Here is a 12561-nt window from a genome sequence, read left to right on the forward strand (position 1 = left end):
ACAAACTAGCAAAAAAATAAGGTGGGGGTTGTTCAAAGCTAGGTTTTCAAACACCCCCCGATTCAATGGTTTTATTAGAACGTTATGAATTTTCCGAGAACCACAAAGAAATTGTCATATTGCTTATTGGTATTGATGTCTACATATTTTCTTACACTTACATCACCACCAGCAAAAGCAGAGAAAATCTTGGTGAATTCATCATAATCTGCCCTATTAGTAAAAACACCGTCACAGTATTCCATAGCATATTGAACAGCACAGTTGATAAACATGGTATGCATAGGAGCACTCCAGGCGCCCATTCGTCCATTCATATTTTTCAATGCAAGTTTTGCACTGATAGCATCCTTCATGAATGCAACATTACCTTTTTCATTCTCGGGAACTTCAATGCCAAGAGCTCCGGGAAAGGCATAGAAAACACTCGGATTGTCCGGCATTGGATACAGGGCATGCGATTCATAGACTGCCTTACACATAGGTTCTTGCTGTCCGGCGTTCGTACCGAAGAAAGCAGTATCTTCACCGTATTGTTCAACTTTTCTGGGTACGTCCTCAAGAATGAACTGCTGGGTTCCTGCAATTCCTGCATCGCTCATCGGATCAGGAGAAGTTCCGTCTATAAAAGCAATCCCGTACTTCTCACAGGCAGCCTTCATGTTTCCCCTTCGAGCAATATTCAAAGGTTGGGCCATGTGACGAGGGAAAGAATAATGAACCAGGGTCTTCGCACCCATTTTATAAGCGGCTTCAGCTACCTGCAAGCCCATATTCGCTACATCTGGATGAAAAACCAAATCAGCAGAAGCACAAATTACATCAGGTGCTTCATTGGGAACACCTGCCAACAGGAGGATATCAGGTCTTTTTTGCCTGACCTTGTCCATCGCTGCGGCAGTACCTTCATTTGCAGTATTGAAAATAATTGCCTTTACCATAGGATCGGAAGCCATTGATAATGCAATGGAAATTGTAGTCTCTTGTTCACTGGCTGCCTTGTCAGGAAAAGTTTGATGAATAATCATATCACCATATTTTACTTTCATAGCCTGAGCAACACGAAACTCTTCCTCAGCTTGAGAAACAGTTGCAGTCATAATTCCGATTTTATAAGGCATTGCCTTACCGTTCGTTCCAGATGAAGCCTTGGAGCCTTGTGCAAAACCAGAGCACAAGACCAAAAGACTGACAACAATCACACTCAGAATTTTTTTCATTTTTCTCTCCTTCAAAGATTTCTAAAACAAAGTAGTTTACAGCGACTATCATAAAATAAATGCCTTGTTGTATACAACATAATGATTATTTGAATATTTCCATTTGTCAAGAACTTTTTTTCATTTGCAATATTATTATTTTGTTCGCTCAATGCCGAATTTCTCCAGATCGACTTTATAAAAAAACTACTAAAGGATAACAAAATTAAAATAATATTTTCATATTGCAAAGATTTTCCCATTATATCAGCTATCTCTATCATTGCTGATGTTGCCATACAAATCATGATAGAATCACTTTTTCATGTAACAAATACAAGTAATTTTCAGGAACCCCTATCTTTCTCAATCGAAAAAACCCAAAATCTTATGTAAAATCAAGGATTACTTTTAACATGTCACCTTTATTTTTATCAAAATCATTAAATGCTTGGTCGGCGTCTTCTGATTTATATATGTTTGTAATGATTTTTTCCAATGACACTTCAGAATTTTTTACCAAATCAATCAAATCAATGAAGTCCTGCTTCATCGCATTCCTGGAACCAACTATAGTTAGTTCCTTTTTTTGTATGAGGGTAAAGTTAAAATCGACATTTTTCTTTCCTACCCCAATTTGGACAACTCTTCCTCCAAAACATGCTGCATTAACGCAATCCAGAAATGTCGAGGGTAACCCAACGGCTTCGATCGTAATATCAAAACCATTCCCCATGGTTGCATCCTTTACTCTTTCATTGAATTGTTCTTCAGTACTATTTAAAATCGTTTTGTCAAACCCAAAACTCTCGGCAATCTTCAATTTCCCCTCGGAAACATCAGAAATCCAGACGCACGCCCCTTTTTCACGCGCTGCAATGGCTGCAAGTATCCCAATCGTACCAGAACCGACAATCAATACAGTATCACCAGTTTTGACCTGCCCTCGAGTAACCCCATGATAGGAAATACAAAAGGGTTCAATCACTGCTAATACCTTTGGATCCAAACCTTTGCCATCATAAATCCGCTCGATTGGCATTGTGATATATTCAGCAAAAGCCCCTTCCCTCTGAACTCCCATGGTCTGATTGTCTGAACATGCATTGACGATGCCTTTTTTACAGGAATAACAATGAGTGCAATTAAAGTATGGATTGCAAGTCACAATCATTCCAGGAACCAGACCAAGCTTATTTTCATCTATCTCCATAATTTTTGCCGAGAATTCATGACCTGGAATCCGAGGATATGAGAAATACGAGAATGTACCACGATAAGAGCCTAAGTCGCTACCACAAATACCTCCATAAAGAATTTTCAACAAGGCCTCGCCATTTTTTCTTTTTGGTTTTTCGATATCAATGATCCTTACATTTCCTGGTCTATATATTTGAATCGCCTTCATCATCCCTCCAAGCAACAAATTTATTTTTTTGTTGTATACAACACATAGTCGTATCAGTGACTTCAGTTTGTCAAGTAGAAAAAACAAAGAAGTATTTTAATTTTTTTTGTAGCTTTACAGAATTGAAACAATGTTGTATTTTTTAGATATGGCTGAAAAAGGTTTAAAAATTCTAGCATATAAACAAATCAAGAAACGAATACTTGATTGTACTTATCTCCCAGGAAGCATGATAAATGAAGAACAAATAAAAGAAACCTGTGGAGTAAGCCGGACACCCATACGAGAAGCCCTTGGAATACTGGAGAATGAAGGATTGGTGTCAATAAAACCAAAGAAAGGGATTTTGGTCTCCCCTATCAGTATAGATGATGTCAATCAAATATTTGAAGCAAGAATCCTTATTGAACCATACTTATTACAAACTTATGGCAGTACACTCAACCAAGATAAGCTATTGGATTTCTTTTCCCGTCAATCAAACTGTGATCCGCATAATAAATCATTATCATTTGAATTGGACTCTGAATTCCACAGTTTGATTCTCAATGATTTGACAAATAATTATTTAAAGCAATTTTTTGAAAGCATTATGGAAAAAAACTACCGCTTGATGATTCTGACAGGAAAAAAAGACAAACGTATCCATGAATCCATTGAAGAACATTTATCTATAACAAAAGCTCTATTGATGGCTGATTGGGAAACTGCAGCGAATGCGATGCTTTTGCATTTGCAAGCATCAAAACGATCTACTTTTGAATTATTGTTTGATAATAATTCGATTTAATAGCGTTAGATATTTCTTTCCAGACGCTCCCATGGCATCGGACCGATTTTTTACGTGTTCAATATTATTCCGATATCTTTGATACAGCATTTGATGATGGCCGCTTCATCTTTTCTTCTACAAATTGTACAACTACTTTTTTTGTATCTTTTTTCATAACTGCAAGAATAATTTCTCAAAGAAATGAATATAAAAGTTGACATTTAATCCGATATATCGAATTATAGTAATATATGTCATCAGAAAATTCGAAACAAACAATAAGCAATCAACAGTCCTCGACAGAGGGTTTAAGCACAGTTGCCGATAGGTCTTTCTTAGTTATGCAAAAAAAAGAGCCGATAATTTTTTCTGATGGTTTCTTGCAAGAAGCAGAGGAAATAAAAGAACAGATACTGTTGAAACAAATTTCTTTCGCTTTGGAAACAAGTCAAATTATTTTTTACTTGCAACCAGTTTTCAACACCAAGAAATTGAAATTTATTTCGGCAGAGGCTCTGGCCCGCTGGCAACATCCTGAGCAAGGACTGATTTCCCCTGATATTTTTATTCCCCCGTTTGAAAGACATAGCAGAATCCATGAAATTGATTTATATATTCTCGATGCAGTATGCTCTTTTCAGCATTCCTTGCTTAAGGAAGGCATCAGGCCATTACCAATTTCGGTAAATCTTTCACAGCTAGATTTCTATGACCAAGCTCTTAGCGACAAGATTCTTTTTATTGTTGAAAAATATGGGGTTCCCCACTTCTTGATTTGCTTTGAAATAACAGAAAGTACTTACATGGACAATCAAAAACAATTGCTTGCAACTCTGCAATCACTTAAAAATTTAGGATTTTCCATTTTATTGGATGATTTTGGTTCAGGATATTCCTCTTTGGACATTCTAAGCAAAGCTCCCATAGATATCTTAAAAATCGATAAAGATTTTATACAGATGATAGGATGTTCAAAAAAAGGTGAACGGGCTTTACAAACTATTGTAAACCTATCAATAGATCTGAAGATAGACGTTATAGCTGAAGGAGTTGAAACCAAAGAGCAATCCAACTTCCTCGCAGCCATTGGATGCACTCACATTCAAGGATATTTCTATGCAAAACCAATGCCAATAAAAGCTTATAAAGAAATTCTTCAAGCCTCAAGATAAAATTCCATCTTGTAGTATTTTTATTATTATAACCAAGGGACTGAGCATGCCCAGACTTGTATCCATGTAAGAATGCAGAATACAACCTTGGTTGTTACATTACCCAAATAGGTAGCAAATTCCTTGTTATCTTGAGTCGACAGGTAAACTTGCTATAGAATTACAGTTTGAATAGTGACATAGCATCAGTATTGGCATAATTTCTTCTTTATCACCTTGGAGGAAAGCAACACAATCATTTGCATTCCACAGCCTTTGGAGGAGATAACCCTCAGAGTAATATAGAGACCCCTGACAAGACGCATCAGTACATTACTGAATCATCTCAAGTAAGATTGCTTGAAGAGCTAACTGCTTCAAATCCTGTGATAAATTCAATTGCTTCAGTATAATTCCTATTTATTTAAACTCGTTGAAATACACACTGAATATAAGCATGACTTCATATTCTGTCACAGAATATTTTTCTTTCGCCAAGGTTGAATAGGCTTCCTCGATTGTAAGCTTGGGATCTTTATCTTTCATCTTAAGGATACGGGAAATAGTTTCACTATCAACAATATTTACGCTACCGAACAATCCTTTGTCATGGAGCGTTATCATTGCCTTCCGAAGAGTCTCCACTTCTTCAGACAAGGATTTAAGTGATTGTTGTAATTCCAAGACTTCTTTGATAAGGTCCTTTTGTTGGATTAAAGAATCCTCAAGTTCTCCAGCCAATTTTGCATTTTTATTTTCAAGATCTACAATTTCCTGACGGGTAGGAACATTTTCTTCAATTGAACCGATCCTGTCCGATACTTTATCTTTAAATAACTCAAATGCATCATTGTTTTGACTCCCCTCTTCTTGTAGTTTTTTGATAAGTTCCATAATTTGCACATTATTTCCTTCAAAATCCGACATAGTCGTATCAGATGCAGAGGGAGATTCCTGCGCAGCAGTGAAGGAATTAGCCTCAGAAGGAACTTTGGGGACCTGAGAAAAGCCAAGAACAGCCAACACTTCCTTACAAAAGGATTCTTCATCATTGACAATCCCCTTGAGTTTTGGAAATGAAGCACCACTTGTCAACCTGAAATTATAAGCAAGGCCTGATGGAGTCTGGGTAAAAAAGAAACCCGCAGGTGCATATGGAACCAAATTGATTGATTCATAGACAAAACTATCAGGTTTCAAAAGTATCTGAATTCTTTCACCATCAATAAAAAAAGAAAGGGAGGTATATTCCAGATACTTCCATGAGGAGAAAGTCTTATTGATACTCGATATTTTTTCAAAATCCTGCGCATCCAAGGACTGATTCGAAGAAACAGAAATTCGTCTGGCATCTTTATCAAGAAAATACATGACTGTAACATCATTTTCTATTTCTTTGTTTTTATATGTTAAACCATAGGTTGCAAAATCAACTGAAGCCATTATCGGTGAAACCCCGATAATTATCAGGAATATAATAGCAAGAATTTTCTTTTTCATCTTCTTTCCTACTTTAAGTCCAAGAGAATTTTATCAAACGGTTTAATCGGATTCTGTGGCTGATATAATTCCTTGAGTATCGCTACGATGTGCATGTTCGTTACAGAAAATTTGACTAAGGCAATTGGTTCGCCTTCATTTCTGAATACATATCCATAACTTCCATCCTTGATACCATGTTCGGGGTCAAACCGAAATATCTTATTGATATAAACCTCAATACTGTTTGGATCGGTTGCATCAATTACATATCCATTTTCCTCCGAATCAACCAATTCTGGTTTAGAAATACTGGAAGAAGCTACTGATAAGTTTTCAGCAGCTATTTTTGCAGGTTCTTGACTACTTTGTTGCAAGGATTGCGAAATCTCGTCAGAGACAGTCTTTATGACTGGTTTTTGCACTTCTTTCTTGGCAGCAACAACAAGGGGTTCTTTTCCTGCTTGCAAGGATGTTGAGGAATCTTCCATTCCTTTTTTTACTGGTTCTTGACTATTTTGCTGCAAGGATTGCACAATATCTTCAGAGACAGTCTTTGTGGCCGGCTTTTGCACCTCCTTCTTGCCGGCAACAACAATCTCCCCTTCACCTTTTTGCGAAGCAATGGCATCAAACCTATTTATTCGATAAAGAGCTCTATTAGCGGATCTGTTTTTTGAAAAGGCAATAATAGATAAAAATCCACCATCAGAAAATTTTATTGCAGAAGATGCATCAATACTGATTTCGTAAGGAATATGGACCTGAAAAGCAAGACCGAGATATGGATGTTCATGAATAGCAGAATTTCCAAAAAACCATTCGGTGTTTTCTGTTGGCACTTGCATCGTTCCATTGATCCTAAAAAATTCATTCAATCCAAAACTCTTGAATAAAGAATCCGAGGGTTTCACAATGTCAGTATTATTCAAGGAAGTACTCACCAACTGAATTGAACGCAAAAAATGCTTTTTCTTGATCCAAAGGTCATATCCCCCTTCTTCTGATTTCTCAAGGGATATATCTCCTTTTGTAATCATAAGGTCCTGGGTTCCTATCTTAATAAGATGCACAACAAACAATAGCAATACAAATACCAAACAAAGGATAGCAAGTGATATTGTTATTTTTTTATACTGATACATGATTATCCATCCTTTTTAAATTGCATTCACAAAAGTGAAATATACTGACGCTTCAAAACTCAAGACATTTTCCGAATGAAAATAGGATCTAATATCAAAAGAGAGGGCAAGCCCATGATTTGGATTTTTCGGACGAAAGGTTGCTCCTGCGAGTACGCCATAGGCTACATCCCATTCAATCTGGCTCGTAGGATATTCAAGGCTTTTTACGCCAGATTCAAGTTCAGTTGTATTGGTGCCTGAAGACAGATACGCGGTTAACCCATATTCAAAATACAATCTGGGATGTATCGGTACGAATCGCACGATTTCAAGGCCAATACGATACGATACCCCCGATTTGACCAATTCATTATTTGTAAGTGTCTCTGACTGCATAGTTGTCACTGATAATTCACCCGGAATAGTTATGGAAAACGGAATGAAAGCTTCCTGCTTCAGTACAGTAAACAGGAAAGGAACAGACAAAGAATATTCCTTTTCATCACCAGCAATTCCTCTATTACACCGATAGGACACACTGATACCAATATCAAGAATTCCTGATTGGGAATGAGATACATCAAATCGAATACCACTGGGATTTATTCCATCAGAATATATCATCAGTCTTCCACCATTCCCGGAATCTCTTGAATCCAGAAATTCACTCTGTGCAAAAAGAGTTGCCGAACAAAGAATGCACGTAAGGATTAATAATGTCATTACTTTATTCAAGTTCAAGAATTCCTCCTTCTTGCATGGCGATTACAGGGTGGGCCACCGGTAACAATCTTATCTCAACCTCTTTATTTCCACCTGACTCCAAAACCACTTGATATTGCTTTTTTTCAAGATAATAACCATTGCCCGAATCTTCATAATAAGCAGTAAGGTTCCAGGTTCCCGGTTGTAAATCATTGAATTGAAAAGAACCCTCTGCATCTGAATAGGTTCTCCAAGAACCTTGAGAACTTTCCAGATTCAGAAGAACGCGAGGAATATTATCTACAGTATCGCCAGTAGTTTTCCCCAAGAAGGAAAGTTTTGTCATGGAGGCCTGCAAATCTTTAGTCTTTTGTATTTTTCCTGATATCGAGGCAGGCCTTACCAGCTCAATTTCCACTACTTTTTTCTCTTTGTCCCCAATTTCCACAACCAATGGGTTTTGTCCAATTACAATCATTTTCCTTTCAAGACGAGTGAGGTCAAATTGAACATATAACGATCCTTGTCGCACACTGGGAAAGGAGAATTTTCCATCTTTATCAGTTACACTTACTTGTTTATCTGCAGAAACGATTACTTGTGCTATAGGCTTATGGGTTTCATGATCAAGTATCTGCCCAGAAAAAGATCCGATATTTGATTTCATCGTAACAGGAACCTGTAGTGTTTTCCGAAAGGCAATGGAAATAGTTGCCGCATCCTCGATTGCAGGATCTTCATAGTAGGTACTACCAAAGGATACTGAAAACTCTCCATTATCTTCGAATGAATGCGTAAGACCTACTGAAAAACTATAGTATTGAGAAAGGGGAAGATATGGACCTATGGTTGTTTTGAAAGATCCATTGATTTTTGAATCAAGGAAGCCAATATACTGTATCCTCAAGGTATTGGTAATAAGCATATCAGTAATACCAAGTGAAGAAAGTCCTGTATCGAACGCTAGCGTGTTCAGAATGGAAAGGTCTTTTTTAATCCTGAAGTCCAATAGAAGACTATATACTTGTTTGCTGGAAACAATCCCATTCTGGAAATCAAGATTATGAACATATTCGGCATTAGCCTGCAGATGAACCAATTTCCATGTTTTTTCAAAACCAAGCGTAATATGTTTTTTCAAGATGCTATATCGAGAAGGGGTTGCCAGATCATTTTGGAGATAATCTTTATATAAAGCAGTATAGACATAGCCACCGGAACTTCGATAGGAAAGAGCCAATGAAATTGTTTGAATCCATATCGAAGTGGAGTCAGTATCAAGATTGTCGTTTCCCGAACTATAGTTGAACGTAAAGATGATAGGAGAAAACACCGTGGTCTTCAGATAGGCCGAAAAATTTTCCTTATCAGACGAACTTCCCCCAAAACCCTCCCCATAGCGACGAAATTTCAAATTGTAAGCATATTCCGTTTCCTTGACACCAATATCAACAGAGAACGCATAATCATTCGAATTGGCAAGTCCCTTGACGGTTTCAAAGGCAAGACTCACCTGATCGTATGCACGAAGAAACCCCCTGGTTCCCAACAGTAAGTCTTGTCCATCATGATACAGGTCAAATTCCAGATAGTTGAGTTTTTTAAAAGAATATCTGGCAGAAAATGCAGTTGAATCTTTTACGGAAAATGTTGAGAGGGTAAAGCAATTCGCATATAATTCAAGACCAATCCCATTTCCCGTAATACTACCGGTAGTTAAGGGAGATAGGTTAAAAGATCGTTTTCCCCCATAAATTTTATATAAAGAGGTGCTATAATCCATGAGATACGTGTAGTCACTGGCAACGATACTGTCATTGGGGAAAAGAGGAAAGCCAAAAGAGAATCTAAGACGATCATTCCCTTTATCATTCAAGGAGCCATCACCTGACAAAAACACCTTGCTTGTGGTTTCTGAAGATTCCATCAAATCAAAGACAGTAGACCAGGTAATGCTTACAGGATACTTATGCCAGAAATCCCCGCTTGAAGAGCTGGGAAGAATTTTTACGGTAGCTTTTGCCCGAGCAGAGATTGTTGCATCTTCAGCTAATAAAGCTTTTAGCCGAATGATATCTTTACTTACCATTGTCAGCTTTTTATTTGTTTGTACTTGAATTGAAATTGGGCGGGATTCCCCTGCCTCCATGGTTACACGAGAACTTTCGAGCTTGCACTGATGGCCTAGGGAACTTTCCGCTTCCAGAATCACAGTAGCAACAGCATTGCTTGTATTTTGAAGCAAGAATACCGACTGATAGGCATTTCCTGCAAATTCAGTCGAAGGAGCTGAAAACATCTTGAGCGCAAGTCCAAGTACTTTTGGAATAACAACCTCTGTCATGGCTTGAAACATTTCTCCATTTTCCAGAGTAATACTACAAGAAACAGGGTAATTACCACCAAGAGTATTCCCTGGAATAAGGAAACTCACAAAAATCGTATCGGTATCACCACTTTCCAGATCCATTGGGGTCAATTGAGAATTGAGCGTCCATTGGGACGGTAAGATAGCAGACACTTCGATATGCTGCAATACACTTGTTTTGTTTTCCACGGTATATATCACGTTTACAATCGAACGAGGAGCAGACTGTAGCTGTTGTACATTTGCTGAAAAAACAACAGAAGAAGTACTTACCAATGAGGAAGCAAAAATGTATTGAGAGCTCAAGCAACTAAGCGTCAATAGAATTGGTATAATCTTTCTTATTTGTCTGGTACAAATTGTCATTTAAATGTAAGAGAATACATTACACCAAACAAATCGTTTCCACCGCAATCGGCTACAACCTGGGCTTTGTATCGTCCTGCCTCCTCCTTCTGGAACATAATTGAGGAACGAACGGAAGTACTAGGCAACAATGAACGTTTTTCTCCGATAAACCGTCCTTGGTAATCCCCATTGGATGAATACAAATCAACGTATATTCCTGCTTTTAAAAATCGATCACCAGAATTTTCGAGATCGACCTGGAGCCCATAGGTATCGTCATTGTGTATGATCTTAGGGTTGCTGAAGGTTATCTTTCCTTCACCTGTATCACCAATTGCAGTTATTATTTGAACGCCAAATCGCGTTCCCGTTTGAACTCCAAGAGAATCCTCGGGCGGTTTATCGGGGTTCAAGGAGCTATTGGTAACTGACTGGACCATGACCAAACTCCAATAGGTTCCTATAAGATTGGCATCAGAGGGAATCTTTACACTATAGGGAATCTCCACTTGTTTATCTGGAGCAATCAATACCTCGTTTTGAGATAATGCAATCCACTTTGCATTGGATCGAACATCAAGGCCAGGATCTCCAAAGATATTTGACCCATCAGCATGGTACAAATAGTCTTTTTGATAAAGAGAAACTCGTTCATTTTTTGTTCCTATATTTTGTATCTTTATGCTTCCATACAGGGTTTGACCAGGAAAAGAGACATCATAATGGCTCATTTCATTCGTGATGGCAATCTGGGCGGAGAGCGTAGTACAGACCATAAAAAATAACAGGGTAAAGAATATCTTCGAGCTTTTTTTTATTATTTTCATAGAGAACAACTCCTAACTATTGGGTATCGGCAAGGGTATATACTATTTCGGTAGAATAATTTTCTTTCTCAATAGTCGAAATTGATATGCCACGTATTTTAAATTGGACTGTAAGGGAATCCCTATCACCTGTACCTGTAAAAAACACTGCGTTTGCATCGGTTATTTCTTGATAGTCTCCGGTAGTTTCTACCGTCCCTTCCCCACTACCTATGCTACTTACATAGGCACTCAGGACCAGGTCATCATCCCAATAGTTATCACTTTTCTTTATATAGACACTCCAGGCCTCTTCTGTTCCAGAAGTATCTGAAATATACAATCGCTCAGCGGCAGTATTTGAGACAAACGTATTTTGGAAATCACTTCCTGCCCCGGATGCAAGACTACTGGAAGAAATATCAAAGGCGTAGCCTCCAGCGTCAGAAGGCACTACAGTAAGAATAGCTTCAGCTCCCAAGGGGAAATAAAGGATATATAAAAAAATAATAAAGAATAGCATTCGTTTGTTTTTTATCAAGGTATTATTCATCAATCATTCTGCCAAGATTGTATATTCAACCAACAGGGTTCTTCCTGAGACTCCGCCGGGATTTGCACTCAACTTATATCGAACCCATGCACCTTTTCCGCTATCCGTACCAGACCAGGTATTTAATCCAGCAATACCAGAAATCAATATTTGGGAATCACCAGTATTGATAGGAACATAACCACTTACGGCTGTCCCTAGAGTAGCAAGATTAGATCCTCCAGCAGCAAGCGAAAGTATCTGTACACTCAAAGTTCCATCATTATAGTCAGTTTCTTGTGTCCCAACGGTAATTTTATACGTATCATCATCCATTCCATATACAGTATAGTGAAGTCTTCCACCTGCACTCTGTGCTGCTCCAGTTCCACCGGGAACTACAGAAGCTCCTGGTTCAGTAAGAGAAAAACCTGCATAGATAGTGAGGCTGACTCTGTTGTTCGAAACCATTCCCAAAGCCAGGACAGTGCCTTCCGTCGTATAGGAAACTCCTACAACATCGGAAGCAGTTGTTTCTGCAAACAAGGAACTTCCCAAAAGCAACAGATATAAAAGGATTGCCAATAGAACAAACATTTTACAGTCTCTATACATAATACAATGCTGACGGTGAATCATGATATATATCCTTGTTTCCAGCTATTG

11 protein-coding genes are annotated in these 12561 nt (G+C 38.0%); 2 read left to right on the top strand and 9 right to left on the bottom strand.

From position 1 onward, the window contains the following. Positions 1-74: 74 nt before the first annotated feature. Both ACHZBG_RS16670 and ACHZBG_RS16675 read right to left on the bottom strand, forming a co-directional pair. Positions 75-1220 carry a DUF3798 domain-containing protein gene (locus tag ACHZBG_RS16670; RefSeq protein WP_320130593.1) on the bottom strand — a complete coding sequence of 382 codons (1146 nt, stop codon included), beginning with the start codon at positions 1218-1220 and terminating at the stop codon, positions 75-77. Between the two features lie 367 nt (positions 1221-1587). Further along, positions 1588-2607: a zinc-binding alcohol dehydrogenase family protein gene (locus ACHZBG_RS16675; RefSeq protein WP_320130594.1), complete on the bottom strand. Its 1020-nt coding sequence runs from the start codon at positions 2605-2607 to the stop codon at positions 1588-1590. Positions 2608-2755: 148 nt separating this feature from the next. Here ACHZBG_RS16675 and ACHZBG_RS16680 point away from each other — a divergent pair, with 148 nt between their 5' ends. Beyond that, positions 2756-3397: a GntR family transcriptional regulator gene (locus tag ACHZBG_RS16680; protein WP_320130595.1), complete on the top strand. Its 642-nt coding sequence runs from the start codon at positions 2756-2758 to the stop codon at positions 3395-3397. A 233-nt stretch (positions 3398-3630) separates the two neighbouring features. Continuing rightward, positions 3631-4551, top strand: a complete 921-nt coding sequence (locus tag ACHZBG_RS16685) for an EAL domain-containing protein (protein ID WP_320130596.1) — start codon at positions 3631-3633, stop codon at positions 4549-4551. A 399-nt stretch (positions 4552-4950) separates the two neighbouring features. Here the strand turns inward: ACHZBG_RS16685 and ACHZBG_RS16690 are convergent, their stop codons facing one another. From ACHZBG_RS16690 to ACHZBG_RS16720, 7 genes are all read right to left on the bottom strand, one after another. Next, entirely contained in the window at positions 4951-6030 is a 1080-nt protein-coding gene (locus tag ACHZBG_RS16690; protein ID WP_320130597.1) for a hypothetical protein, read from the bottom strand. 8 nt (positions 6031-6038) lie between these two features. Beyond that, positions 6039-7049, bottom strand: coding sequence for a hypothetical protein (locus ACHZBG_RS16695; protein ID WP_320130598.1), 1011 nt, complete (start codon positions 7047-7049; stop codon positions 6039-6041). A gap of 120 nt (positions 7050-7169) precedes the next feature. Beyond that, positions 7170-7877 carry a hypothetical protein gene (locus ACHZBG_RS16700; RefSeq protein WP_320130599.1) on the bottom strand — a complete coding sequence of 236 codons (708 nt, stop codon included), beginning with the start codon at positions 7875-7877 and terminating at the stop codon, positions 7170-7172. Beyond that, positions 7864-10362, bottom strand: coding sequence for a hypothetical protein (locus ACHZBG_RS16705; protein WP_320130600.1), 2499 nt, complete (start codon positions 10360-10362; stop codon positions 7864-7866). Before ACHZBG_RS16705 ends, ACHZBG_RS16700 begins: the two co-directional genes overlap by 14 nt. 209 nt (positions 10363-10571) lie before the next feature. Next, entirely contained in the window at positions 10572-11384 is an 813-nt protein-coding gene (locus ACHZBG_RS16710; RefSeq protein ID WP_320130601.1) for a hypothetical protein, read from the bottom strand. A gap of 16 nt (positions 11385-11400) precedes the next feature. Further along, the gene (locus tag ACHZBG_RS16715) at positions 11401-11916 is read right to left on the bottom strand and encodes a hypothetical protein (protein ID WP_320130602.1); all 516 of its coding nucleotides are present in this window, start codon (positions 11914-11916) and stop codon (positions 11401-11403) included. A 3-nt stretch (positions 11917-11919) separates the two neighbouring features. After that, the gene (locus ACHZBG_RS16720) at positions 11920-12492 is read right to left on the bottom strand and encodes a hypothetical protein (RefSeq protein WP_320130603.1); all 573 of its coding nucleotides are present in this window, start codon (positions 12490-12492) and stop codon (positions 11920-11922) included. Positions 12493-12561 lie beyond the last annotated feature (69 nt).

Source organism: uncultured Sphaerochaeta sp. (genome assembly GCF_963676625.2).
Classification (GTDB): domain Bacteria; phylum Spirochaetota; class Spirochaetia; order Sphaerochaetales; family Sphaerochaetaceae; genus Sphaerochaeta.

Excerpts from the sequence above, each read along its gene's own strand:
- ACHZBG_RS16670 (WP_320130593.1), bottom strand. The coding sequence starts at position 1,220 with ATGAAAAAAATTCTGAGTGTGATTGTTGTCAGTCTTTTGGTCTTGTGC.
- ACHZBG_RS16675 (WP_320130594.1), bottom strand. The coding sequence starts at position 2,607 with ATGAAGGCGATTCAAATATATAGACCAGGAAATGTAAGGATCATTGAT.
- ACHZBG_RS16680 (WP_320130595.1), top strand. The coding sequence starts at position 2,756 with ATGGCTGAAAAAGGTTTAAAAATTCTAGCATATAAACAAATCAAGAAA.
- ACHZBG_RS16685 (WP_320130596.1), top strand. The coding sequence starts at position 3,631 with ATGTCATCAGAAAATTCGAAACAAACAATAAGCAATCAACAGTCCTCG.
- ACHZBG_RS16690 (WP_320130597.1), bottom strand. The coding sequence starts at position 6,030 with ATGAAAAAGAAAATTCTTGCTATTATATTCCTGATAATTATCGGGGTT.
- ACHZBG_RS16695 (WP_320130598.1), bottom strand. The coding sequence starts at position 7,049 with ATGATTACAAAAGGAGATATATCCCTTGAGAAATCAGAAGAAGGGGGA.
- ACHZBG_RS16710 (WP_320130601.1), bottom strand. The coding sequence starts at position 11,384 with ATGAAAATAATAAAAAAAAGCTCGAAGATATTCTTTACCCTGTTATTT.
- ACHZBG_RS16715 (WP_320130602.1), bottom strand. The coding sequence starts at position 11,916 with ATGAATAATACCTTGATAAAAAACAAACGAATGCTATTCTTTATTATT.
- ACHZBG_RS16720 (WP_320130603.1), bottom strand. The coding sequence starts at position 12,492 with ATGTTTGTTCTATTGGCAATCCTTTTATATCTGTTGCTTTTGGGAAGT.